The sequence below is a fragment of the Planctomycetota bacterium genome, from assembly GCA_033763975.1.
In the GTDB taxonomy this organism is placed as follows: Bacteria; Planctomycetota; Phycisphaerae; order Phycisphaerales; family UBA1924; genus RI-211.
Genome location: JANRJM010000003.1, coordinates 1 through 24,436, shown reverse-complemented (window position 1 = coordinate 24,436; position 24,436 = coordinate 1). Strand labels below are relative to the sequence as shown.

Genomic DNA, 24,436 nt, shown 5'->3' with positions numbered 1-24,436 from the left:
CCGGCGGTAGACTGGGCGCGACCGACGTGTGGAAGTCGCCCGGTGTTTATCTTCCCGCTGTACGCCGTGCTGGTGTGGTATGGCTGCTTCAAGTGGCGAAGGCGATTCCTCGGGGTCGCATCGCTGGTCGCCGGGCTGGGCGGCGTGCTGCTGCTGGGATGGGTAGACGTGCAGGTGTCTCGCTGGCTGACGAGCGAGTTCCCCATGCCCGGGTTCTTGCTGCTGCTGGCGGGCGAGGGCGGCATCATGCTGCTGGTGGGGAGCTATCTGGTGGCGCTCCCGCGAGAGCGGGTGCGCGTGCCGTGCCGCGGGTGCCGGTACGAACTGGACGGCCTGGAGCACGCGAACCCGACGTGCCCGGAGTGCGGGCTCGCGCACGCGGCGTCGAAACCCCGGCGGGTGCGCTGCCGCCGGTGCGGCGACGTGGAAGTATCGCCCACGACTCTGTGCGCGCGGTGCGCGGCGCCCGAGCCGGCGATGCTGGCGGAGTAGCGATCAGCCGCGGACGAAGCGGTAGGCCGCGCCCAGGAGCAGCACGCTCAGGGGCATACCGACGATGATGCCGAGTTGGAGGCGACGGAGGCTGGACTCGGACATGGGGCCGATCATGGACGTCGCCTGCGCGGTGGGCGTCTGGGCGATGAGGGCGTCGAGGTCGGCGAGCCAGTAGACCGAGGACTCGAAGAGCTCGAGGTTGCCGGGGTTGCGCAGGGCGGCCCGTCCGTCGACGCTCATCATCGCCTGCGAGACCGAGTCGATGAACCAGCTGTTGGACCCGATGATCACGGCGCGCTGCGGCTTCTTGCCGACCTCGAAGCGCTGCACGGAGGCGGCGAGGAGCCACTGCTGCCCGCGGGCGCTCTCCTTGCCCTCGGGCCAGCGCCCGTCGCGTCCGTCGTCGTAGACGGGCTGGTCGGCCGGCGGGATGAGCGAGCGCGCCTCGGGCGGGGTCTGCCAGATGCGCAGCCACTGCGATTCGGTCCAGAGGGTGGAGGACGCGTCCACGCTGAGCAGCGGGACCATGGTGAGTCGGACGCGGTCGGGGGCCGGGCGCTCGACGAGCGTGATCGGCCAGGTCACGGCGGTGGGGAGCCCGTGCATGGCGCCGTTGAGGGGCGTGGCGCCGTCGAGGGCCTGCGTGAGGAGGGCGGTCTCGACGGTGCGCCCGCGGGTCGAGAAGAGTTCGCGTACGAGCGGGCGCCCGGTGTCGGCGGCCAGGCCGAAGTGCGCGAGCACCTGCACGGTGGGGTCGGGCTCGCCGTAGCCCGGCAGCACCGAGGGGTTCATGCACAGCAGCACGTTCTCGTTGCGCGTGACGAGCTGCTCGAGCACCTCGCCCAGGCGCGCGGCGCGCTGCGCCCCGGAGACGCCCCCGGCGCGCGGGGCGGCGGCGGAGGAATCCGGGGCGATCGAGACGTACACGATGGGGCGGGCACGCGCGGGGTTGCGGGCCTCGGGGTCGACCGCCAGCAGCGACGGGGGCGTCTCGCTCAGCACGACGGACCACTCGACAACGTCGATGCCCCGCAGGCGCATGCGCTGGAGCAGTCGCTGGAAGAGCTGCGGCTGGTCGAGGAGCGTCGTGGACTCCGCGTGCACGAGCATGACGATGGGCTGACGGGGGGTGAGGAGCGCGGCGAGCGACGAGGTGACCAGTTCCTCGGCGCGCCGGCGGACGTCGGTGGCGGACATCCCGCCGACGTCCAGGACGGGGGCGGTGGGGAAGAGCGACTCCATGTCGATCGCGGCGATGCCCCCGCCGGGCGGGCCGACGACGAGCGCCGCCGAGCCGCGCTCGAGCACGTCGGTCACGCGGAGCAGGTCGGGGCGCTTGAGCTTGCGGAGAGAATCGAGGACGACGCCGGCCTGGTCGCGGCGTTGCTCGACGCCCGGGATCGCGGGGGCGGCCTGCTCGGCGAACGGGGAGTTGGCCATCGGGCCGTTGCTGAGCGTGCGGAGCTGGCGGGCGATGTCGGCGAGCAACTGCACGGTGTGGTCGAGGCGCTGGACGAGGATGACCGACGCCCGATCGGTGGCGGGGAGCGGGGTCTGGCCGAGGCGCGAGCGGAGCGCCTCGGCGGATTGCGAGGCGCCGTCGGTGAGATCGCGGGAGGCCAGGCGCGTGCGTGCGGCGAGCTGCTCGAGCGTGCGGCGGTGCGCGAGCATCTCGGTCGTCGAGCCGGGCATCCCCTCTTGCAGCTGCGCGAGCATCGGGGCGAGGGTGTCGCCCAGGTAGCTGCTCAGGGCGACGACGCCAGCGTTCGCGAGCTCGACCGTCGCGGTCTGCTCGGCCAGCACGCTGCGGTCGCGCTCGACCAGTTCGCCGACGAGCTGGTTGTACGCGCCCAGCCCGCGCGTGGAGTTCGTGTCGATGGGCGTCCAGGAGAACAGCGGCTGGTGACGCTGCATCGCGTCCAGCACGTCGGTGACGCCCTGCCAGGCGCGCCGGTCGATCGTGGCGATGTCCGCGGCGATCACCAGGCGGTGGGGCGTCTCGAGCGCGTCGAGCGTGCGCTCAGTGCGGGGCGCGAGCGACTGCTCGTTCATCGTGGTCACGTCCGGGCGCAGGCGGAAGCGCTCGGCGAGCACCACGCCCAGGACGAGCGCGATCGTCGCGCAGCCCATCACGACGCCCGCCAGCAGGCGGGCACGCGACTTCGCCGAGCCGGTCCGCACGCGCGGCGCCGGCGGGCGCGCCGGGGGCGGCGGCGGGGCAGGGATGCGGCCACGTGCGGGGAGGGTGGTCATGTGGTCAGCGCCAGCGGCGCAGCTCCGTGACGCAGGCCGCGCCCGCGAGGAACCAGACGGACGTCAGCAGGAAGAACGCGACGTGGGCGGTGTCGATGACGCCCTTGGCGAAGTCGGCGATGCGCGAGGACAGGGCAAGGGCGTACAGGACCGGGCGCGCGCCCGAGGGCAGGAAGTCGGCGGCGGCGGGGGCCATCAGCAGCGCGAGCATCGCGAACAGCGAGATGAGAAACGCGAGCGTGGAGTTCGGCGTGAGCGACGACGCGAACGTGCCGATGGCGAGCGCCAGCCCGCCCACCAGCACCAGGCAGAGGTAGCCGGCGAGGATCGGACCCAGGTCCATCGGGATGGTCGAGGCCCGGTCGAGCACGACCACGTAGAGCCCCGTCGGCGCCAGCATGGTGAGCAGGAACACGAACCCGCCGAGGAACTTGCCCAGCACGATCGCGGCGGACGTCGTCGGTGCCGTCAGGAGCGATTCGATCGTGCCCGCACGGATCTCGTCGGCGAGGAAGCGCATCGAGATCGCCGGGGCCACCGGCAGCAGCAGCCACCCGGAGACCGCGAAGAAGTCGCGCAGGCTCGCGGGCCGCCCCGGCGCGAGCACGAAACGCCCGAACACCAGCCCGGTGAGCAGCAGGAAGAGTGCGATGATCACCCACCCCGCGGGCGTGCGGAAGTACGACGTGAGTTCGCGCCGGGCGATGGTCGCCAGGCCCTTCATGCCGCGGCCTCCTTCGCGGGCGCGGGGGCGGGCGCCGGGGCCGGCGGCGCGGGGGCGGGCGGGTCAAGCAGCGAGGCGAAGACGGCCTCGAGCGAGGGCAGCGCGGCACGCAGCTCGCGCACCATGACGCCCGCGCCGGTGGCCGCGTTCCAGATGTGCTCGCGGATGTCGGGCGCGCCGGGGTTGACCGTGATCGTCCACTCCGTCCACGTCGCGCCCGTCGGGCCCGGGTCGCGCACCGAGCGAGAGGTCACGCCCGTCACGTGCGGGAGGCTCTGCCACAGACGCATCAGGCGTTCGCTCTCGCCCAGGCGCGCCTCGCGGGTCTGCACGATGAAATCGCCACCCGCGGCCCGGGTGAGCTCGGCCGGCGTGCCGTCGGCCTTGAGGCTCCCCTGCGCGATGACGAGGATCCGGTCGGCGATGCGCTCGGCCTCCGAGAGGATGTGCGTGCAGACGAGCATGCACCGGTCGCCCGCGAGCTCGCGGATGAGGTCGCGTGATTCGCGGATCTGGGTGGGGTCGAGCCCGTTGGTCGGCTCGTCAAGGATCAGGACCGGCGGGTTGTGCACGAGGGCGCCGGCGAGCCCGACGCGCTGGCGGTAGCCCTTGCTGAGGGTGCCGATGCGGGCCCGGGCCACGTCGCGCAGCCAGCAGCGTTCGATCGCGTACCCGACGGCCCGGGCGCGAAACTCGCGGGCGATGCCGAACAGGCCCACGCGGTACTCCAGATACTCGCCGACGCGCATCTCGGGGTAGAGGGGATTGGACTCCGGCAGGTAGCCGACGCGCCGTCGGGCGGCGGTGGGCTTGTCCTGAGTATCAAAGCCCCCAATGGACACCGAACCTCGATCGGGGAGGAAGTAGCCGGCGATCATCCGGATGGTGGTGGTCTTTCCGGCGCCGTTGGGCCCGAGCAGGCCGGCAACCTGGCCGCTGCGCAGCTCGAATGAGACACCGCGGACGGCGTGTGTCTTACCGAACGATTTATGAACATCGTGCAGGACGACCATGGGAGGCTGGATCCTCCGAAGGGAAACCCCCCGTGTAAGCGCACCTGGGCGATAGTACCGTCGGCAAGTTGCGTCCGTGGGCTGTACGAGCCGAAGGAATCATGTAGAAGGTGCGTACACATCGGCCGGGGCGACAGGCCCCTACAGTCGATTGAAGGGAGGCAGGCGCGTTCATGAGCGGCACGTGTCATGACCGACCCGGCTTCCGGCAGCGTCCGGAGGACGGCGGCGGGGGGGGCGGGATGCCCGCTGGTGACACCATGGATTCCGAAGGCGAAGACCATAAACCGGACTCGCTCGGGGGCTTGGCGGGGGCTGAGCCCCCGAGCCCCGGTTTCGACGCAACGCTCGCGGGTGCCTGCGTGGCGCCGGACTTTGCCGTCCAGTTGCTGGACCTGATCGGGGAGGGCGTGGCGCTCGCGACCCGTGACGGGCGGCTGGTGTCTGCAAACGATTTCATCCGCCGTCTGTCCGGGGGGATGCTGGAGCGCATCGCCGGCGCCTGCCGCCAGTTCAATCGCGAGCACCCGATGCCCCCGCCGGGGGCCAAGGTGCCGTCGGTCCGTGGCGAGGTGGTCTTGGCGGACGTGGACCGCACGTTCGAACTGTCCATCACCCCGGTTTCGGGGGTCATTGCGTCGACGGCGGGGCACGCCGAGGAGCTGGTGCTCGTCGTGCGCGACGCGACGTCGGCGCGCCGGCTCCAGCAGAAGATCAACGCGATCGACGTGGCGGGCAGCGAGCTCGTCCGGCTGGACCCGGAGGTGATCCGCCGTCACAACGCGCACGAGCGGCTCAAGCTGCTCGAGGCCAAGATCGTCCGGGCGGCGCGCGACCTGCTGCACTTCGACCACTTCGCGATCCGGCTGCTCGACGAGCGGTCGGGGAAGCTCGAGCTCGTGATCGGCTGCGACCTGCCCCCTGACTTTGACGCCTTCGTCATCCGCCCGGCGCTGGAGGGGCACGGGATCAGCGGGCACGTGGCGGCGAGCGGGCGGTCGTACGTCTGCCAGGAGACGAGCTCGGACACGCTGTACCTGCCGGGCATCGATGGCGCGCGCTCGTCGCTCACCGTCCCGCTGCGGCTGCAGGACAAGGTCATCGGGATCATGAACGTGGAGAGCCGCTCGCCGGGCGCGTTCGGCGAGGAAGAGCGCCAGCTCGGCGAGATCTTCGCGCGGTACATCGCGGTGGCGCTGCACATGCTCGACCTGCTGGTGGTCGAGCGTTCGACGACGAACCAGACGGTGACCGGACGCGTGGCGACGGAGCTGCGCGAGCCGATCGAGGACATCGCGCACGAGGTCGCGATCTTGCGGGCCTCGGTCTCGGCCTCCGACCCGGAGGCCGCGTCGCACCTGGCCCGCATCGACGCGGACCTCACCGCCATCCGCCAGCGCCTGGTCGAGTGCGCCGCGGGGCCGGCCTCGCTGCTGGGCGTGGAGCAGGCGCTGGCGCAGAAGGGCCCGGACCCGATCATCGCCGGCAGGCGCGTGCTGGTGGCCGACGACGAGCCCCGCATCCGCAAGACCATCGGCGACGTGCTCACGTCGCGCGGCGCGATCGTTACGATCTGCGACGGCGGGGGCGAGGCGATGCGGGCCCTGCAGGGCGCGCCCCCAGGGCACTTCGACCTCGTGCTCTCCGACATCCGCATGCCGGAGTTCAACGGGTACGAGATCTTCGCCGCGGCCAGGAAGGTCTCGCCCGGCGCGCCCGTGATCCTCATGACCGGCTTCGGGTACGACCCCCATCACTCGATCGTCCGCGCCTCGCAGGAAGGGCTGCAGACCGTGCTCTTCAAGCCCTTCCAGGTGGAACGGCTTTTGGACGACGTGCGCAAGGCCCTCACGCCCAGCGCCTGACCGTGCGCCTTGGCGCGGCTCAGGGCCCGGCCGTGCCCCGCGCGGCGATCACCACGCGGGGCAGCGCGTCGATGTCGTGCACCGTGCGGACGCTCTCGAGCAGCGGGGTCGAGGCGACGAGTTCCGCGGCCTGGGCGGCCCGCGCGTCGCCCACCTCGACCATCAGCAGCCCGCCGGGCTTCAGGAAACGCGGCGCTCCGGCGACGATCGGGCGGACGAGGTCGAGCCCGTCCGGGCCGCCCCGCAGCGCCAGGTGGGGCTCGTGGTCGCGGACGTTGCGGCCGACCTTGTCGGGCCACTCGTCGTCGGGTATGTAGGGCGGGTTGGCGAGGAGATAGTCGAAGGCACCCTGGGCGCGTGCGACGGGGTGCCGCTCGAGGGGCTCCAGGAGATCACCCTGCACGAGGTCGATGCGGTCGAGCACGCCGTGGCGCCGCGCGTTGTCGTGCGCCACCTCGAGCGCGTCGGCGGAAATGTCGGTGGCGATCGCGCGGGCGCCAGCGAGGTGCTTGAGGAGCGTGATGGCGATGCACCCCGAGCCCGTGCAGATGTCGGCGATGTAGACGCCCGCGCCGTCGGCGTTGGCGGCGCCGTGGCGCGCGCGGTGGTGCTGGAGCACTTCCTCGACGATGGTCTCGGTGCTGGGGCGCGGGATGAGCACGCGCCGGTCGGTGTGGAAGGGCAGGCCGAAGAACCACGCCTCGCCGGTGAGGTACTGCACGGGCTCGTGCCTGAGGGCGCGGGCGGCGAGATCGCGGAGCGTGGCGCGTTCCAGGGGCGAGGCGGGTCGGTCCGGGTCGGTGTACAGGCGGAGGCGCTCGACGCCCAGGACGTGGCCCAGGAGCATCTCGGCCATGAGGCGGGGTGAATCGAGGCCCTTCTTGGTGAACGCGTCGCCCATCCAGGCGAGCAGGCGCCGGGTCGTCCAGACGTCGGGCGCGTCGCGGGCGGGCGTCGTCACGGGCGGCAGTGTACGGCGGGCCCCGACGGGGCTACTTGCCCTCGAACCAGTTGCGGGCGATGTGCGCGTCGGCCCGCAGGGGCACGTCGAGGGTCATGGATTTCTCCATGCGGTCGACGACGAGGGCGGTCGCCCGCGCGGCGAGTGGCTCGGGGGCCTCGAAGACCAGTTCGTCGTGGATCTGCAGGAGCATGCGGACCGCGCCGGGCGGGATGCCCGGCACGCCGTCGCGGAAGCGCCGGTGCAGGTCGACCATCGCGACCTTGATGAGATCGGCCGCGGAGCCCTGGACGACGCTGTTGATGCTGAGGCGCTCGGCGAGCGACCGGCGCGAGGGGTTGCTCGAACGGATGTCGGGGATGGGGCGCCGGCGGCCCAGGATGGTGGTGACGTAGCCCTTGGAGCGCGCCTGCTCGACGCACTCTTGCAGGAAGGTGGTGATGCCGGCGAACTTGCGCTTGTACCCGTCGATGATGTCGGCGGCCTGTTCCTGAGGGATGCGCAGGCGCCGGGCGAGCCCGAACGCGGTGATGCCGTAGACGATCCCGAAGTTCACCATCTTCGCCCCGCCGCGCTGCTCGCGCGTGACCTGCGCGGGCGGCACGCCGTGGATCTGGGCGGCGACGGCGGTGTGGATGTCCTCGTCGCGCCGGAAGGCCTCGATGAGCGCGGGGTCGCGGCTGAGGTGGGCGAGCAGGCGCAGTTCGATCTGCGAGTAGTCGGCGGTGATGAGCGTGTGCCCCTCGTCGGCGATGAAGGCCCGGCGGATCTCGCGCCCCACCTCGGTGCGGATCGGGATGTTCTGGAGGTTGGGGTCGCTGCTGGCCAGGCGCCCGGTGGCGGCGACGGTCTGGTGAAAGCTCGCGTGCACGCGCCCTGTCGAGGGGTGGATCGCGTCGCGCAGCGCGACGAGGTACGTCGAGACGAGCTTGGTGAGCTGGCGGTACTCGAGGATGAGACGCGGGATGGGCGTAGAGATCGCCGGGTCCTCGGCGAGCGTTTCCAGCACCTCGGCGTCGGTCGAGTAGCCGGTCTTCGTGCGCTTCTGGGGCGCAAGGCCCAGGCCGGGCGGGTCGTCGGCGGGCTTGTTGAACAGCAGGTTCGCGAGCTGGCGCGGGCTGTCGGGGTCGAAGTCGCGCCCGACGGCGATCGTCGCCTCCGACGTGAGGCGGGCGCGCAGGTCGTCGATCTGGTGCTGCAGGCGGCTGCGCTGGCGCTCGAGTTCCGACGCGTCCACCCGGATGCCGTTCCACTCAAGGTCCGCCAGCACCTCGATCAGGGGCATCTCGACGTCGCGCATGAGGGGCGTCAGGTCCAGTTCCTCAAGGCGCGGGAGCGAGAGGTCGCGCAGTTGCAGCGCGACGTCGGCGTCTTCGGCGGCGTAGCGGGTCGCGAGGTCCAGCGCCACCGTGTCGAACGTGCGCTGGTTCTTCCCGCTGCCGATGAGGTCGGTGATCGAGATGTTCGTGCGGCCGAGCAGCGCGAGCGCCAGCGAGTCGAGCCCGTGGCTGGAGCGCGAGGCGTCGATGAGATAGCTGGCGACCATCGAGTCGCACGCGCCGGGCGCTTCGAGCCCGCGCAGCGTGACGCCCGCGCGCCGGAAGATCAGCATGTCGTACTTGAGGTTGTGCCCGCACTTGGCCTTCGCCGGGTCTTCCAGCATCGGGCGGAGGGCGTTCAGCACGCCCGCCTCGTCGATGTGCTGGCCGGTCTCGCACGAGCGGACGGGCACATACCACCCGGTGCCCGGGCGGACGCTGATCGCCACGCCGCAGAGCAGCGCGTCACGCGGCGAGAGCGAGGTCGTCTCGGTATCAACGCTCACCACCGGCGCGGTGCGGCAGGCTTCGACCAGTTCGGCGAGTTCGGCCCGCGTGCGACAGCAGCGGTAGTCGCCCCCGGGGGTCGCCAGCGCCTCGGCGGCGCGCGTGCGCGCGTCGACCTCGGCGAAGAGCCCGTCTCCAGCGCCGGGCTGGCGGCGTTCGGGCGGACGCGGCGCGTCGGGGCTCGGCGGGGGCATGACCGGGGCCGCCCCGTGCAGCAGGCGGACCTCGTCCTGGTACCGGTTGAACCCGAGTTCCTTCAGGATCGGGATGAGGCGCGGCAGGTCGAACCGCGAGACACGGGCGGCGTCGAGATCGAACGCCACGGGCACGTCGCGCCGGAGTGTCACGAGTTCGCGCGCCAGCGGGAGGCGCGGGATCGCCTCGCGGAGCTTCTCGCCCTTCTTGCCCGGCACCTTGGCGGCGTTGGCGAGGAGGTTGTCGAGCGAGCCCCACTCGCGCAGCAGTGCGGCGGCGGACTTCTCGCCCACGCCGTCCACGCCCGGAACGTTGTCCGCCGTATCGCCGACGAGGGCGAGCATGTCGACCGCGCGCGCGGGCGCGAGCCCGGTGTCGGTGCGGAAGGCGAAGGCGTCGTACGCGAGGTCGGTGTGGATGTCGAACAGGGCGACGGGGCCGATCTCGCCCCCGACCGGATGGGCGGGCGAGGCGGCCTCCGGCGAACCCTCGTCCAGCAACTGCTTGAGGTCCTTGTCCTTGGAGATCATCCGGATGCGCAGGTCCGGGTGCGCGGCACGCAGACGGGTCACCAGCGTGGCGATGACGTCGTCGGCCTCGAACCCCTCGGCCCCCAGCACCGGCACGCCGATCTCGCGCAGCAGGCGCACGCAGCGCTGCACCTGGGGGAAGAGGTCCTCGGGGGGCGGGGGGCGGTGGGCCTTGTAGTCCGGGTACAGGCGCGAGCGGAAGGTTCCGCGGTCGTCGGAGACGTCGAGCGCGACGGCGACGTAGTCTGGACGCCCCGCGCGGACGATGCCGGGTTCCTGCGCACGCAGCAGTTTCAACAGCATGCCGACGAACCCGAACGTCATGTTCGTGGGTTCTTTCGTGACCGGGCTGGTCATCGGCGTGCGGATCGCGTGGTAGGCCCGGAAGAACTGCGCGTACCCGTCGATGATGTAGAGGGTGGGCATTGTGGAGCGGCTCAGTCCGTGGATGTCTCGCGGAGGAGCGCTTCGAGGCGCTCGAGGTAGGCGGGGCTCGGCTCGGCCTTACGCCGGGCCATGACGGCGCGGACGACCTCGGTGAAGCGGTCGACGCGGTACCGGCGCAGCCCCTCGTCGGTGGCCCAGGCGAAGCGCGGGGTGGCGCCCTTCACCGGCGCGGTGGTCGCGAACATGCCCCCGGTGTGCAGCACGCAGCCGGTCATCAGGCGCGTGCCGATCGCGGTCTTGACGTGGTCGCCGATGATCGCCCCGAGGAACTGCTCGCCCGTGCGCTCGTACGACGCGCCGGGGCGCGAGACGCCGGTGATCTCGGCGTAGGTGTTCAGCAGGTTCGATCCGGTGGTGCCCGCGCCGAGGTTGACCCACTCGCCCACCCAGGAGTCGCCGATGAACCCGTCGTGGGACTTGTTCGAGTATCCCTGGAAGATGGTGCCCGAGACCTCGCCGTTGACCTTGCACCAGGGCCCGATGGCGGTGAAGGGGCGGATGGTGGCGCGTTCGAGGACGACGCTGTTGGGCCCGATGTAGGCCGGGCCGATGACGATCGCGCCCGGTCGGACGATCGCGCCGGCGTCGAGCACGACCGGGCCGTTCTCGAGGTCGAGGATGGCGCCCGGGAGGACGCGGGCGCCCGCGCCGACGCGGACCTCGCTCCCGCCGAGGCGCAGCGCCTGCGGGCCCGACGCCGCGACGTTGCCCTGCCCGCGCGGGCGTTCGAAGAGATCGTCCCCGGTCGCGGGTTCGTCGGGAGAACCCGGCGCGGGCTGGGCGAGCAGATCGAGGTCGAGGCGGATCGCGGCGTCGCGCGTCCGCCGCACGTGCCAGGGGCGAGAGAGCAACGCCGCGTCGGGCGCGGGGCGGGTCGTCGTCACGCCCCGGGTGGGGTGCGCGGGGTCGGTCGCCTGGGCGGCGTCCACGCAGGCGCAGACGACATGCCCGCTGGCCGGTTCGACCAGGGCTTCGCCCGGCCGCAGCGACAGGGCCTCGGGCGGCGGGAGCACGCAGCGCGCGTTGTAGAGCAGCACGGGCGCGCCGGGCGAGGCGGGGGCGTTCACGGCGTCGGCGTGCGTCAGGCGCGTGAGCATCCGCAGGTGCTCGGGCACCCACAGCCCCGCGATGGTGGCGTTCCACGTGCGGCGGACGCGTTCGAGCGTGGTGAGCGCGCCGGTGCGGACATCGAAGACCGGGCGAAGGTCCGCGAGCGGCGCGAGTTCACCCTGGGCATCGTCGAACACGAGTACGCGGCGCATGGGGCGAGTGTACCCGGCGGGCGGGGAGGCGAAGGACGCCTCACTCCCGACGCCCGAACCGACGCTGCGTCTGGCTCGGCAGGCCCATGATCTCGGCGAGGGGGATGAGCACGAAGGCGAGCGGAACGGCCGCCGCTCCCGTGACCAGCGCCCATCCCAGGCGGGCGAGCATCTCGCCCGAGGGCGTGAACGCGACGGGGTCGATCAGTGCGCGGAACCAGTAGAACGCGAGCAACGCCGTCTGCGCGACGAGCCCCGCGCCCAGCGAGAGGAACCCGAGCGTCAGCGGGTTGCGCCGGATCATCACGCCCCGCAGCGCCAGCACAAGGTGCGCGCCCAGCAGGTACGCGACGGCGTGCGGGCCGACCAGGATCGCCGGCGGGCCCGGCGAGGTCAGCGCCAGGGGGCTGGTGAGATCGATGAGCAGGCCCAGCAGCAGGGCGGCCCAGGACGCGTGGCGCGGGTGCGCGCACATCGCGATGAACATCGCGAGGATGAACACCAGCCCGGGCCCGACCCCGGTGACGCGCAGCCCGATCTCGAGCCCCAGCAGCACCCACGAGGCGATGGCGACGGTGAGGCGGTTCATGGTGCGCCCCCGGACGTCTCGTCGCCCACCTGCTCGGGCACCCAGAGCATGAGTTCCGTCAGGCGGTCGAGGTGCTCGATCGTGGGGCGGACGGTGACCATCCTTCGCAGGGGCTGGTCCTCGCGGGCTTCCACACGCTCGACGCGCCCGACCAGCAGCATGCGGGCGCCGAGCGGCCAGGTGGGGTCGTCGAGACGCACGGTCTGCCCGGGTTCGGGCTCGATGGCGTGCTCGCCGGTGGCGTCGCGCTTGTCCTCGACGGGCCCCCGCAGCGTGCCGTCGGCGCCGGGCTGGAGCGTGCAGCGCAGTCCCTCGGGTGAGTTTTCATCGAGGATGATGATGCAGGTGAGGGACGGCCCGCCGCGCGAGTTCATGACCTGCACGGTGGAGGTTCGCGGCGCGACATCGACGACGCGTCCGATGAGTTGGAGGCCCGGTGCGACGGCGATGGAGTTGGCGCGAACGCCCTGGCGTTCGCCGGCCTGCACGCGCAGGAGCGTGGGCTGGCCCTGCGATACGCCGTAGACCACGCCGGGCACCTGCCGGGTGCGCAGGTCGGGGTTGAGGGCGATGCCGCGCTGGAGATCGCGGATGATCTGGGAGAGGCGGGCGGTCTCCTGCTTCTCGCGGAGGAGGTCCTGGCGGAGGAGTTCGATGTGCTCTTCGAGGACGCGGATGGCGTCGTCGTCGGGGGGCGTGCGGGCGCCCTTGAGCCACCCGACGGTGGCGACGACGGGGCGGCTGATGGGCGCGACGCCGAGCTGGAGTGCGTCGCCGAGGAACGAGGTCCAGCGCAGCCAGCGGAGGGGCAGGAGCGTCGACGTGCCGACGAGGGCGATCACCACGCCGACGAGGAGCCGATTGGACGACGCCGGAGCCATCGACGGTTCCCAGAAACGCGGCCTGTGGCGGGCCGCCGGTGCGCGCGCCGGTCGGTGCGTCCGGCGGGCGAGTTCGGGCTAGTTCTGCATGTCATTCTCGAGGGTGGACTTCCACTCTTCGAGGTGTTCGAGGTAGATGCACGTTCCGCGGGCGACGCAGGTCAGGGGGTCTTCGGCGAGCTTGGTGGGCAGGCCGGTCGCCTTCTCGATGACGTTGGGAAGCCCGCGGAGGAGCGACCCGCCGCCGGCCATGGTGATCCCGTTCTCGACAAGGTCGGCGGCGAGCTCGGGCTCGGCGCGCTCGAGGGTGCGCATGACGGCCTCGGTGATGCCCTGCACGGGCTCGGAGAGGGCCTCGCGGATCTCCTCGCTCGTGATGGAGGTCTTGCGCGGGAGCCCGCTGATCATGTCGCGCCCGCGGACGTCCATCGTGCGTTCGGCCTCGACGCACGCGGCCGAGCCGACCTCGATCTTGATCCGCTCGGCCGTCTGCTCGCCGATCATCATGTTGTACGTGCGCTTCATGTGGCTCATGATCGCCTCGTCCATGTCGTCGCCCGCGATGCGCACGCTCTCGCAGGTGGCGATGTCGGCCAGCGACATGATCGCCACCTCCGTCGTGCCGCCCCCGATGTCCACGATCATGCTGGCGGTGGCCTCGGCGAAGGGCAGGCCAGCGCCGATGGCGGCGGCGACGGGCTCCTCGATGAGGTAGGTACGCCGGGCGCCGGCGCGCTCGGCGGACTGGAACACGGCCTGCTTCTCGACCGCCGTGATGCCCGAGGGGATGGAGATGACCACGCGGGGCCCGAAGATCCGCCCCTTGCCGTTCACCTTGCGGATGAAGTACCCGAGCATCGCCTCGGTGATCTCGAAGTCGGAGATCACGCCGTCCTTCAGCGGGCGGATGGCGGAGATCGAGCCGGGCGTCTTGCCGAGCATTTCCTTCGCGACCCAGCCGACGGCCTCGCCGTTCTTGAGGACCTGGTTGGTGCCCTTGCGCACGGCGACCACGCTGGGCTCGTTCAGAACGATCCCTTGGCCGCGAACCGAGACGAGCGTGTTGCACGTCCCGAGATCGATGCCCATGTCGACACTGAATAGTCCGAGCAGACGGTCCAGCAGCACGCGGCGATTCCCTGCCTCGTTTCACGACGGCCCGACCCGAACCCGAACGGCCGATGCGTCGCGAGCCCACACATTATCGGCTCAATCGGCGGAAAGCCAATCGCCGCGGAACGAACAGCGCCCGCCCCGACGGACGGGACGGGCGCTGGGGTGTACTCGGCCCGGAAGGGCGAGGGTTAGCGCTTCAGGGCGACGGGCTTGGCGTCGGCCGGCGCGGGGGCGTTGGTGGGGGCCGGGGCGAAGTCGCCCGAGTCGGGCGTGATCTCGATGACCGGCAGGCGCTGGGGAGCCGGGGCGGCGGGGGTGAGCCCGCGCGAGCGGCTGAAGTCCAGCTGCACCTTGGCGCGCTCCTCGTAGTTGTTGATGCTCGTCGACTGCGAGAGGGTTTCGAGGCGGGCCTCCTGCTTGGCGCGGATGTCGGCGAAGCGCCCGGTGAGCTGCTGCATGCTGCCGGCGTGGTAGCGGCTGTTGTCGTCGAGCGTGCGCTGGCGCTTCTCCATCATGGTGATCAGGCGCTCGTTGCGGGCGATGGTGTCGACCTGGCGGTCCATCTGCCAGAGCTGGGCCTGGAACTCGGTGTACTCCTGGCGGAGCTGCCCGGCGAGCTGCCCCAGGCGCTGCTCCTGCTGGGTGAGGTAGCCCATGTCGCGCTCGATGTCGGCGGCGCGGGAGACGTAGGCGTCCTGCACCTGCTGGATGGACCGGGCCTTGCCGTACGCCCCGTCGAGGTCGAGGGACTCCTCGTTGAAGACGACGCGGACGATCGCGCCGCCGCGGACGTCCATCGAGGCGGTGCGGGCGGTCTCGGCGCGCCCGATGAGGTCGCGGAGCTGGTCGAGGTCGGCCGACGCGAGGGTCACCACGCGTTCGGTGACCTCGGATTCCTGGCGGAGCTGGCCCATCTGGGCGCGGACCTCGGCGAGGTCGCGCTCGACGGCGGCGATCCGCTCGGGGTACTCGGCGCCGAGCGACCGCATCTGGGCGCGGAGCGCGACGGGGTCCTCGATCTGCTCGTCGATGGCGGAGTTGATGGCCCCGCGCGTCTGCGAGGCGAGGGCGCCGATTCGATCCGGGCCGGCGATGAGGGCCGCCGTGCCCCCGACCAGGCCCGTGATCACTGCGTACCGAACGATGTGCTTGGCGAACGACATTGGAGTCTCCTGCGGCTTTGCCCCGCCGCACCCGTCCGGAGAACACCCCCGGGGCGGGACGCGCGTGTGAGTGCTCGTCGGGGGCGTTGTTGGGAGCGGTCGGGAGAGGATTTCGCGCGGGGAAGCGAAAATGGCGGGTTCTCGGGCGCGGGAATGCGCGTGCCCGGGCGGCGGGGGGCGGTACGATGATGACTGCCCATGCTGACGCCGCTCACCACGGGGTTCGTCGGACGACTGCGCGCCAACGACCAGGCGGCGTGGTTCGAGCTGTGGGAGACGTTCGGGCCGGTGGTGCGGGCGCAGCTCACGAAGTGGGGCAAGGGACGGATCGGCAGCCAGACGGTGCAGGACCTGTCGCAGGAGACGCTGGCCGCCCTCTCGGAATCGATCGATCGGTACGACCCCGCGCGGGGCGCGCGGTTCTCGACCTGGCTGCTGGCGATCGCCAAGCACGTGCTGGGGGATGAACTGGACCGGCGGCACGCGCAGAAGCGGGGCGGGAACAAGCGCCCGACGGAGCTGGACGAATCGTGGATGGCCGCCGGGCCGGGCGCGTCGGTGGATGCGGCGTACGAGGCGGCGATCTTCCGCGCGAAGGTCGAGGCCGCCATCACGCTGGTGCAGAAGGAATCGGAATTCACGGACTTTTCGATCTACGCGATGCGGGTCCTGGAGTGCAAGCCGGGGAAGGACGTGGCGGACGCGCTGGGCATCAGCGAGCCGACGGTGAGCCGCCGTTTGGCGAAAGTGCGGGACGCGCTGCGGATCAAGCTCGCGGAGGTGATCGCGACGTATTCCTTTACGCCCGAGGAACGCGAGGAGGCAGCGCGAAACGGGCTGGCCGTGACTCCCAAGCAAGAGCGGGCCCCCGCCGACGACGCCCTGTTCGACGAGGCCATCGCCGAGATCTACCACCGGCAGATGGAGCTGCGGCGTCAGGACCAGGCGGACCGGCTCGTGTAACCCGCCGGGAGGTCGACATGAGTCCGCTCGCCGCCATCGTGACCCTGCTTGCCATCGCCGCGGCCGTCGTGCTGGGCATCGTGTTCATCGCGTACGTGTTCGTGCCCCTGCTGAAGGGCGCGGGGTGGCTCATCCGCCATGTGTTCCGGTTCGTCGCGGGCGAGGTGACGGACGTGGCCCGTCTGATCGGGGCGCTGTTCCTCGCGGTGTTCTACGTGCCGGTGATCCTGCTGAACATCGTGATCGGGCGCTGGTCGGCCGCGGGGCACTTCGGGCGCGCGCTGACGAACGAGGGGCGGGCGCTGGGCATGTGCCTGTACCGCATCGTGCTGGCGCACCCGGCGCGCCTGCTCGGGGTGTCGGGGCTGGTCGAGGGGTTCGAGCGGCGCCTTCCCGCGGCGATGGCCGAGGCGCCCACGGCGGACGCGCCCGCGGGGCGTGCGTCGCGGTTCGAGGGGTACACCATCGTGGGGTCGCTCGCGCCCGGAGGCTCGGGGGCGAAGCTGTACATCGCCGACGTGACGAGCGAGAAGCGCCGGGTGCTGGCCAAGGCGGGGATCGAGGTCCCCGGGCAGGTGGTGCTGAAGTGCTTCTCGCTGCGCGAGGGCTCGTCGCTGCCGCAGATCGTGCGGGAGAGCCGCTCGCTGGACGCGGCGAAGAAACTGGGGCTGATCCTCGACCACGAACTGACGAACGAGCAGTTCTTCTACGCGATGCGGTACGTGCCGGGCGAGTCGCTGGCGGGGATGACGAAGGTGCTGCACGCGTCGAGCCCCTCGGGCGGGCTGGGCGAGGCGCAGATGCGCTCGGCGCTGTCGTACGTGTCGGACCTGGTCGGCACGCTCGCGGTGTACCACCGCGGGGGGCTGTGGCACAAGGACGTCAAGCCCGACAACGTGATCATCGACCGCGACGGGCGGGCGCACCTGGTGGACTTCGGCCTCGTCTCGTCGCTGCGCTCGGCCATGACGCTGACGACGCACGGCACCGAGTACTTCCGCGACCCGGAGATGGTGCGCCTGGCGCTCAAGGGCGTGAAGGTGCACGAGGTCGACGGCACGAAGTTCGACATCTACGGCGCCGGCGCCGTGCTGTACGCGGTGGTGGAGGACTCGTTCCCGGCGCACGGGGTGCTCTCGCAGGTGACGCGCCGCTGCCCGGAATCAGTCCGGTGGATCATCCGCCGGGCGATGAGCGACTACCAGCAGCGGTACCCGTCGGCGGAAGCGATGCTGGCCGACCTCGAGGCGGTGCGCACGGCGCTGGACCCGTTCGCGGTGCGCCCGGCGGACCTGCCGAGCGTGCGCGGGAACTTCGGCCCCGGGGCCGGGTTCGGCGCGGAGGAGCGCATGCCGGGCGAGAGCCCGTTCCCGCCGACTCCCGGCGCGGTGCCGCCCGCGCCGATGCCGGTGGTCGAAACGCCCGGTGCTCCGGCGCCGGGCGCGGGCGTGGGCGCGCCCGGCGAGGGCCAGCGGCGCACCGCGCCGGCGATCCGCGTGGTGGACTGGTGGACCGGTCGCAGTGAAATTGGCGGGGCGGGGCGGGCTCGCCCGGTCGAGCCGAAGGGCGGCGCCACGCCGGTCGGGGTGCCCGCGGGCGCGGTGTGGCCCGGAGCGCCCATGGGAGCGCCGGTGGGCGCACCCATGGGAGCGCCCGTGGTCGCCGCGGTGGCCGCGTCGCCCGATCCCGGGCGCGCTCGCCGGAGCGCGGAGGCGCAGATCGCCGCGGCGAAGGCGCGGCGCGATGCGCGCCGTGGTCGTGCGGCGCATCGCCCCGTCGGCGGGACGCCCCCCAAGGTGTGGAACGCGGGCGTCATGGCCGCGCTGCTCATCTTCGTCGGCAACGTGATCGGCTGGAGCGTGGTGCTGGCGACGCGCGACGCGGACGAGTCGGACGCGGGCGTCGCGATCGCGGCTCCCGAACTCCCGCCCGGCCTGCGGGGTGACGTGGAACGCGCCGTGCACGCCGGATGGGTTGCGTCGCTGGCGGGCGACGACGCGCCGACGATCCTGGCCACGAGCGACGAGCTCGACGGCACGAACGTGCTGATCGTGAGCGACCTGCGCGAGCCGCTGAGCGACGACGTTCGGCGGCGTTTGACCGTGACATCGGCGGCGATGGTCGACGCCGGGGCGTGCGTGCGGGGCGACGTGCCCGCGGGCGTCGAGGCGTGCGACGGCGAGATCGACGTGGTGATTCTGCTGGCCTCGCTGCGGGCGCGCGTGGGGCTGACGCCCCTAGATACCGCGGACGCGGCGCGATCGATCACGGCGTGGCTTTCCGAGCGTGACGACGTGGACGTGGTGGTGTGGTTTGCGCCGGCGCCCGGACCGGCCCCGGCGAACGGGGCTGAACGAGGCGGGATTCCCGGCGTGCAGCCCCGCGTGCACGTGTTCACGGACGACGGGCCGGGCGCGTCGATCGCCAGCGAGACGTCGGGCGTGGCGGTGCGGCATGGTCGGCGCGAGTCGCCCCGCCGGACGGGCGGGCGGGCCAAGGCCGCGCACGCCGGGTCACGCTGAGCGCGAGAGGTCGGCCAGGGCGTGCAGCGTGCGGGCGGCGGCGCCGGAATCGATGGCGTCTGCCGCGGCGTCAACGCCCTGGCGCCAGTCCGACGCCGCCCCGCCGACAACGAGCGCCGCGGCGGCGTTGAGCAGCACGATGTCGCGTGCCGGTCCTGTGTGCCCGGCGAGCACGCCCCGCGCGATGCGAACGGCGTCGTCGAGGTCGAGGGCGTCGAGGTCTTCCGCACGCGGCGCGGGCAGGCCGAGCGGCGCGGGATCAAACCGCTCGATGCGGACGGCCCCGTTCTCGACGTGCCCGATGCGCGTGGGGCCGGTGGTGCTGATCTCGTCGATGCCGTCGTCGGCGTGCACGACCATGGCGCGCGAGGCGCCCAGGGCCGCGAGCGTGTGCGCGACAAGGTCGACGAACTCGGGGCGGTAGACGCCCAGCACCTGGCGCGAAACGCGCGCGGGGTTCGAGAGCGGGCCGAGCAGGTTGAAGATGGTGGGGAAGCCCAGCGCGCGGCGGGCGGGCGCGACGTGGCGCATCGCCGGGTGGTGATGGATCGCGAAACAGAAGCACACGGCGCACTCGCGCAGGCACCGAGCCTGCACGTCGGGCGGAGCGTCGACGTTCACGCCCAGCGCGCCGATGACCTCGGCGGAACCACGCCCGGAGCGGCCCCGGTTGCCGTGCTTGGCGACGCGGACGCGTCCGTTGCCCGCGGCGGCGGTGACGATGGCCGAGAGGGTGGAGATGTTGAACGTCTTGCGCGCCCCGCCCGTGCCGCAGGTGTCGATGACCGTGCCGGGCATCGCCTCGACGCCGGGGATGGGCGTGACGTGCCGGCGCATGACGGTGGCGCCGGCGAGGAGTTCCAGGGGCGTGGGCCCGCGGGCGGCGAGGAGGCCGAGCGCGGCCCCGATCTGCGCGTCGTGCAGGCGCCCTTCGAGCAGGTCGGTGAAGAACGCCTCGCCCTGCTCGCGCGACCACGTGCCGCCCGAGGCGAGCACGCGGAGCGCGTCGCGCACGCGCGCGTCGGCCTGCTCTTGCGGGGCCTGCGCGTGGGATTCGGGTTTCCCGCTGTGCATGGGCCCACGGTATTCGCGCCGGCGCGGGCACGCTTCGACGCGAGGCGGGCGCCGCTCGATCCCTATGATCCGGGCGTGCACGCGCGACACGGCATGCTGGACGCGGTCGTACGCCGGGCGCGTCTGCGGCGCACGGCGCAGCAGGGCGCGGTGCTGGGCGCGTGGGGCGCCGGCGCGGGGCTCGCGGCGGGTGGCGCGTGGATCGGCGTGTGGCGTCTGGCGCTGGGCGAGGCCGTGAGTGATTGGCCGCTCGCGTTGGTCGCCGGCGCGATGGCGGGCGCGCTCGTCGGGGGCGTTGTCGCGGTGTCGAGGCGGTGGGACGCCGCGCGAACGGCCCGTGAACTCGACCGGCGTCTGGGGCTGCACGATCGCCTGGCGAGCGGGCTCGAGGCCGCCGACGCGGGGCACGCCGCCGACCCGGTGCGCCGTCTGGTGCGCGACGATGCGGAGCAGTTCGCGGGCGGGGTCGGCGTGTCGCGGGCGCTGCCCTGGAGCGCGGTGCGGACGAGCCCCGGGCTGGTGATCGCGCCGCTGGCGGCGGCGGGCGCGGTGCTGGTGGGTCTGTTCGTCCCGCGAGTCGAGCGAGAGGCCGCCGGCCCGGCGGCGCCGGCGCCCGAGACGGCGCGGGCGGTGGAGGAGGTCATCCGCGAAGTGCGCGAGGCGGTGCAGGCGGACGAGGCGGGGGCGGGCGTCGGAGCGGGCGGCGCCGACGAGCGTGCGATCGCGGAGTTGGAGTCGGAGCTGCGCGCGGGCGAACTCTCCGAGGACGAGGCGCGGGCGCGGGCGGCCCAACTGGCCGAGCAGGCGGCGGAGCGCGCTGAACAAGAAGCACGCCGGGCGGCGGAGCAGAGCGACGCGGTGCGCGAGGCGTTGGCGCGGGCCGCGGCGGATCGCGCGCGCACAGGACAGGCGCCCGACGTGGGCGCGTCGGCCGAAGGAGCGGGGGACGCGTCGCCGGCGGACGAACTGCGCGAGGCGCTGTCGCGTGGCGACGTGCAGGGGGCCGCGGAGGCGGCCCAGCGTCTGGCGCAGCGGGCGCCGCGGTTGACGCCCGAGGATCGCGAAGCGCTGGCCCGCGACCTGCGGGCGATGGAGCGGTCGCTGGCGCGAGACGTGCCCGCGGAGACGCCGCCCGAGGACGCGCCGCCGGATGGTGGAGGCGAGCCGGGCGGGCCGAGTGATGCGGGCCAACAGGGCGAGCAGGGCCAACAGGGCGAGCAGGGCCAGCCGGGCGAGCAGGGCGAGACTGGGCAGCCCGCGGCGCGAGAAGACACCGTGCCGCCGGAGGGGCGCGTGGCCCCTCCCGCGCAACCGGACGCGCCACCGGAACGGGGCGCCGAACCGGGCGAGGAATCCCGCGCGAGCGAGGCGGCTCGGGAGCGCGGCGACCCTGCGTCGGCGGAGCCGCGTGCACCCGATCGCGGCGCGGGCGCCGGCGAAGACACGCGCGCGAGCGACGCGCCCCCGCCGGGCCAGCGCGACGAGCGGTCGGGGGCGGACGAGGGCGCGAGCCGGAGTGGTGAGGGCGAGGAGAAGCCCGCGGGTTCGGATGCGTCGGAGCGGGTACGCCGCGTGCGTGAGGCGGTCCGTCGCGCGAGTGAGGCGGTGGACCCGCAAGACACGCAGCAGCCGCAGCCGGGCGAGCAGCCGCAACCGGGACAACAGCCACAGCCGGGGCAGCAGCCACAGCCGGGACAACAGCCACAGCCGGGGCAGTCACAGCCGGAGCAGTCACAGTCGGGCGACCAGCCGCAACCGGGTGAGCAGCCGCAACCGGATCAACCGGGGCCATCGCCGCAGGATTCGCCGGGCGGCGCGGGCGGGACCGAGGCCCTCCGCGAACTCGCGGACGAGCTGCGCCGCAGCGCCGAGGGTGCGCAGGATTCTCGCCGGCGCGCGGGCGACGCACGACGGCTGCGCGAGCAGGCCCGGCGGCTGCTCGAAGGGATGAGCGACCAGGAACGCCGCGAGTTGGAGCGACTGGCGCGCGATCTGCAAGAAACCGACGGCCCGCGGCCCGACAACCAGCCGCCTGACGGGCAGCCGCCTGACGGGCAGCCGCCCGACGGGGCGCCGCCGGAGAGCCCGCCTTCCGGCGCCCCGCAGCCCGGTGGGCAAGGCCCGCGTGGGTCCGAGCCCGGCCCGCAATCGGGCGATCAGCCGGCGCGCGAGCCCGGGGGCGCGGGCGCGGGCCAGGATGGCGGGCGCCAGCCGGGTTCGCGGCGTGCGACGGGGCCGCGCCCGGAGCTTCCTGCAGACGCCCCAGGTGAGCCGAACGGGGCGGGGCAAGGCGGTCAACCGGGCGAGCAAGGCCGGCCGCACGGAACGGACGCGCGCCCCGGCGACGGGCAGCCGGGCGGCGCGCCCGGGAACCCCGGCGGCGCGGGGACGGGCGCGGGCACGGGCGCGGGGCCGCGCCTCGCGCCGGGCGAGCGCCCCATGCCGCGAGAGGGCGGGATCGTCGACGCGACCGGAGGGAGCGTTCCCGCGGGCGAGCGTGTGATCGCGGAGTGGGAGTCGACGGCGGGGGAGGGCCCGGCGGGGTCGGCGCGCCCGACGCTGTCGGAAGGCGTGCGCGAGGCGGCGCGGAGCGCGGAGCGCGCGGTGGAGCAGCGGGCGGTGCCGCCGGAGTACGCGGACTTGGTGCGGCGCGTGTTCCGACGGTACCTGGAGCGTGTGCCGCCGGCGGGCCCGAGGTAGGGGGCACCGGGGCGGGTGGTCGTCCGTACACTGCGTGAGATGCGCGTTCGTCTCTCGTTGCCGGCGAAGTGCCTGCTGGTGTTCGGCGGGGCGATCGTGCTGATCGTCGCGGCGGCGCTGTGGGCGCCGTGGCTTCGGATGACGTTCCTGGTGGACGCGGGGCAACGGGAACTGTCGCGCCAGATGATCGACACGTGGGAGCGGCTGGGCAGGGTTCCGGCCAGCCCGGAAGAGGCGTTCCTGGTGGCGCCAACCGTGCCGCGCGCCGAGCGGGCCGGGATCACGGCCCGGGATCTCACGCTGGCGGCGGCGGAGACGGAGGCGGAGCGCGACGCGTTCGTGCGCGAGGCGCTGGACGCGTTCTCGCGGGACGCGTCGCTGGTGGACTATCAGACCGCGCGCTGGGAGGGCACGAGCCGCGAGTACCGCTACGCGAAGGTGCACCGCGTGCGCGAGCAGGGCGGGACGAGAATCACGCGGATCGTGGTGCTGCAGCGCCGGTCGCTGGAGGCGGCCCGCCTGCTGCTGCTGAACTCGGGGTTCATCGTGGCGGCGGGGCTGCTGGTGGGCGCGCTGGCGGTGCTCGTGTTCTACGTCATCACGCGCAAGCTCGTGCTGCAGCCGGTGCGGTCGCTACGCCTGGCGGCGGAGCGCGTGCGCGAGGGCAACCTCGCGTCGAGGTCAGACATCCGCACGGGGGACGAGTTCGAGGAACTGTCCGAGACGCTCAACTCGATGCTGACGGACCTGCAGGCGTCGCAGGACCGCCTCCGCGCGATCAACACGGCGATGGACGTGAAGCTGCACGAGCTGGCGGAGAGCAACCAGGCCCTGTACCAGGCGGCGAAACTGAAGGGCGAGTTCCTGGCGAACGTGAGCCACGAGCTGCGGACACCCCTGAACTCCATCAACGGGTTCGCGGAGCTGCTGGTGGAGCAGGCGCGCGCGGACGCGGCCCAGGCCGACGCGGCGCCGAGCGTGCTGAAGCGGATCCGGTACCTCGAGAACATCCAGAACGCGGGACGGAGCCTGCTGGCGCTGATCAACTCGCTGCTGGAGATGGCGCGGATCGAGGCGGGGCGCGTGGACGTGCGGGTGGAACGGGTGAACATGCGCGACGCGTGCGAGGGGCTGGTGGCGCTCATCCAGCCGCTGGCGGACAAGAAGGGCGTGCAGGTGCGGCTGGAGGTGGGCGAGGACGTGCCGGTGGTGACGACCGACCCGCGCAAGTTCCAGCAGATCATCTTCAACTTCCTGTCGAACGCCGTGAAGTTCACGCTGCCGGAGGAGAAGACCGGGCGCCCGCCGCAGATCACGCTGCGGGCCGAGCGGCTGGTGGCGAGCGCGCCGGGCGAGGAATCGCGCGTGCGGATCAGCGTGATCGACAACGGGCCGGGCATCCCCGCGGACGAGCGGGCCCGCATCTTCGAGAAGTTCTACCAGCGCGACGCGACGCACACGCGCGAGCACACCGGCACAGGCCTGGGCCTGTCGATCTCCAAGGAACTCGCGGGCGTGCTCAGCAGCGAGATCCAGGTCGAGAGCGAGGTCGGGCGCGGCTCCATGTTCTCGCTCATCATGCCGGTGGATTTGCAGGCGATCCCGCGGGAAGAGGCGGCCCTTGAGGCGAAGTTCAAGGGCGTGCTGTCGGGCGTGCGGGCGTGGGAGTGAGGCGGGGCGCCCTAGGTCGCGCCCTCGTCGGTCTCTTCGAAGCGTCGGGCGGCGCGCCGCTTGGCCGCGAGCAGGCCACCCTCGCCCGCGTCGGGCGGCGCGTCGGACGCCCGCGCCGCGGACGGCGGGGGCGCGAGCACGACCGGGGCGCCGGTGTCGGCGCGAAGGCCCGCGAGGCGCTCGGCC

17 protein-coding genes are annotated in these 24,436 nt (G+C 72.8%); 6 read left to right on the top strand and 11 right to left on the bottom strand.

Annotated elements, in window-relative coordinates; genetic code table 11:
• Positions 1–42 precede the first annotated feature (42 nt).
• Positions 43–492, top strand: a complete 450-nt coding sequence (locus SFY69_02475; protein MDX2130903.1) for a hypothetical protein — start codon at positions 43–45, stop codon at positions 490–492.
• A 3-nt stretch (positions 493–495) separates the two neighbouring features.
• Here the strand turns inward: SFY69_02475 and SFY69_02470 are convergent, their stop codons facing one another.
• The 3 genes from SFY69_02470 to SFY69_02460 are packed head-to-tail and all read right to left on the bottom strand — an operon-like array spanning position 496 to position 4,485.
• A complete protein-coding gene (locus SFY69_02470; protein MDX2130902.1) occupies positions 496–2,748 on the bottom strand; it encodes a hypothetical protein in 2,253 nt (750 codons plus the stop codon).
• A gap of 4 nt (positions 2,749–2,752) precedes the next feature.
• The gene (locus SFY69_02465; GenBank protein ID MDX2130901.1) at positions 2,753–3,472 is read right to left on the bottom strand and encodes an ABC transporter permease; all 720 of its coding nucleotides are present in this window, start codon (positions 3,470–3,472) and stop codon (positions 2,753–2,755) included.
• A complete protein-coding gene (locus tag SFY69_02460) occupies positions 3,469–4,485 on the bottom strand; it encodes an ABC transporter ATP-binding protein (protein ID MDX2130900.1) in 1,017 nt (338 codons plus the stop codon). Before SFY69_02460 ends, SFY69_02465 begins: the two co-directional genes overlap by 4 nt.
• A gap of 362 nt (positions 4,486–4,847) precedes the next feature.
• On the opposite strand from SFY69_02460, the gene SFY69_02455 reads away from it, so the two are divergent.
• Positions 4,848–6,350: a response regulator gene (locus tag SFY69_02455; GenBank protein ID MDX2130899.1), complete on the top strand. Its 1,503-nt coding sequence runs from the start codon at positions 4,848–4,850 to the stop codon at positions 6,348–6,350.
• A 19-nt stretch (positions 6,351–6,369) separates the two neighbouring features.
• Here SFY69_02455 and prmC read toward each other — a convergent pair whose 3' ends face one another.
• The 7 genes from prmC to SFY69_02420 form a co-directional block, all read right to left on the bottom strand.
• Positions 6,370–7,311, bottom strand: a complete 942-nt coding sequence (prmC, locus tag SFY69_02450; GenBank protein ID MDX2130898.1) for a peptide chain release factor N(5)-glutamine methyltransferase — start codon at positions 7,309–7,311, stop codon at positions 6,370–6,372.
• 31 nt (positions 7,312–7,342) lie between these two features.
• Positions 7,343–10,288 carry a DNA polymerase I gene (polA, locus tag SFY69_02445; GenBank protein ID MDX2130897.1) on the bottom strand — a complete coding sequence of 982 codons (2,946 nt, stop codon included), beginning with the start codon at positions 10,286–10,288 and terminating at the stop codon, positions 7,343–7,345.
• An 11-nt stretch (positions 10,289–10,299) separates the two neighbouring features.
• Entirely contained in the window at positions 10,300–11,571 is a 1,272-nt protein-coding gene (locus SFY69_02440; protein MDX2130896.1) for a putative sugar nucleotidyl transferase, read from the bottom strand.
• A 40-nt stretch (positions 11,572–11,611) separates the two neighbouring features.
• The gene (locus SFY69_02435; protein ID MDX2130895.1) at positions 11,612–12,160 is read right to left on the bottom strand and encodes a hypothetical protein; all 549 of its coding nucleotides are present in this window, start codon (positions 12,158–12,160) and stop codon (positions 11,612–11,614) included.
• Positions 12,157–13,041 (bottom strand): rod shape-determining protein MreC, encoded by an 885-nt coding sequence (locus tag SFY69_02430; GenBank protein ID MDX2130894.1) that lies wholly within the window; start codon positions 13,039–13,041, stop codon positions 12,157–12,159. The genes SFY69_02435 and SFY69_02430 overlap by 4 nt, the downstream gene beginning before the upstream one ends.
• A gap of 78 nt (positions 13,042–13,119) precedes the next feature.
• On the bottom strand, positions 13,120–14,169 hold the full coding sequence (locus tag SFY69_02425) for a rod shape-determining protein (protein ID MDX2130893.1): 1,050 nt from the start codon (positions 14,167–14,169) through the stop codon (positions 13,120–13,122).
• A 176-nt stretch (positions 14,170–14,345) separates the two neighbouring features.
• Positions 14,346–15,320 (bottom strand): hypothetical protein, encoded by a 975-nt coding sequence (locus SFY69_02420; GenBank protein MDX2130892.1) that lies wholly within the window; start codon positions 15,318–15,320, stop codon positions 14,346–14,348.
• 198 nt (positions 15,321–15,518) lie between these two features.
• On the opposite strand from SFY69_02420, the gene SFY69_02415 reads away from it, so the two are divergent.
• Together SFY69_02415 and SFY69_02410 are read left to right on the top strand one after the other, a co-directional pair.
• Entirely contained in the window at positions 15,519–16,283 is a 765-nt protein-coding gene (locus SFY69_02415; GenBank protein MDX2130891.1) for a sigma-70 family RNA polymerase sigma factor, read from the top strand.
• A gap of 17 nt (positions 16,284–16,300) precedes the next feature.
• Positions 16,301–18,805, top strand: a complete 2,505-nt coding sequence (locus SFY69_02410) for a hypothetical protein (GenBank protein ID MDX2130890.1) — start codon at positions 16,301–16,303, stop codon at positions 18,803–18,805.
• On the opposite strand, the gene trpD is transcribed toward SFY69_02410, so the two are convergent.
• Positions 18,797–19,879, bottom strand: coding sequence for an anthranilate phosphoribosyltransferase (gene trpD, locus SFY69_02405; GenBank protein MDX2130889.1), 1,083 nt, complete (start codon positions 19,877–19,879; stop codon positions 18,797–18,799). The two genes, SFY69_02410 and trpD, sit on opposite strands and share 9 nt — an antisense overlap.
• Positions 19,880–19,954: 75 nt before the next feature.
• On the opposite strand from trpD, the gene SFY69_02400 reads away from it, so the two are divergent.
• Together SFY69_02400 and SFY69_02395 are read left to right on the top strand one after the other, a co-directional pair.
• Complete coding sequence (locus tag SFY69_02400; protein ID MDX2130888.1) at positions 19,955–22,579, top strand: hypothetical protein; 2,625 nt, start codon at positions 19,955–19,957, stop codon at positions 22,577–22,579.
• Positions 22,580–22,618: 39 nt separating this feature from the next.
• Positions 22,619–24,250: a HAMP domain-containing sensor histidine kinase gene (locus SFY69_02395; protein ID MDX2130887.1), complete on the top strand. Its 1,632-nt coding sequence runs from the start codon at positions 22,619–22,621 to the stop codon at positions 24,248–24,250.
• Positions 24,251–24,436: the final 186 nt, after the last annotated feature.

Bases quoted from the DNA above. Each gene is read 5' to 3' on its own strand.
- SFY69_02430 (MDX2130894.1), bottom strand. From the start codon at position 13,041: ATGGCTCCGGCGTCGTCCAATCGGCTCCTCGTCGGCGTGGTGATCGCC.
- SFY69_02470 (MDX2130902.1), bottom strand. From the start codon at position 2,748: ATGACCACCCTCCCCGCACGTGGCCGCATCCCTGCCCCGCCGCCGCCC.
- SFY69_02440 (MDX2130896.1), bottom strand. From the start codon at position 11,571: ATGCGCCGCGTACTCGTGTTCGACGATGCCCAGGGTGAACTCGCGCCG.
- SFY69_02465 (MDX2130901.1), bottom strand. From the start codon at position 3,472: ATGAAGGGCCTGGCGACCATCGCCCGGCGCGAACTCACGTCGTACTTC.
- SFY69_02395 (MDX2130887.1), top strand. From the start codon at position 22,619: ATGCGCGTTCGTCTCTCGTTGCCGGCGAAGTGCCTGCTGGTGTTCGGC.
- SFY69_02460 (MDX2130900.1), bottom strand. From the start codon at position 4,485: ATGGTCGTCCTGCACGATGTTCATAAATCGTTCGGTAAGACACACGCC.
- SFY69_02410 (MDX2130890.1), top strand. From the start codon at position 16,301: ATGAGTCCGCTCGCCGCCATCGTGACCCTGCTTGCCATCGCCGCGGCC.
- polA (MDX2130897.1), bottom strand. From the start codon at position 10,288: ATGCCCACCCTCTACATCATCGACGGGTACGCGCAGTTCTTCCGGGCC.
- SFY69_02415 (MDX2130891.1), top strand. From the start codon at position 15,519: ATGCTGACGCCGCTCACCACGGGGTTCGTCGGACGACTGCGCGCCAAC.
- SFY69_02435 (MDX2130895.1), bottom strand. From the start codon at position 12,160: ATGAACCGCCTCACCGTCGCCATCGCCTCGTGGGTGCTGCTGGGGCTC.
- SFY69_02420 (MDX2130892.1), bottom strand. From the start codon at position 15,320: ATGTCGTTCGCCAAGCACATCGTTCGGTACGCAGTGATCACGGGCCTG.
- trpD (MDX2130889.1), bottom strand. From the start codon at position 19,879: ATGCACAGCGGGAAACCCGAATCCCACGCGCAGGCCCCGCAAGAGCAG.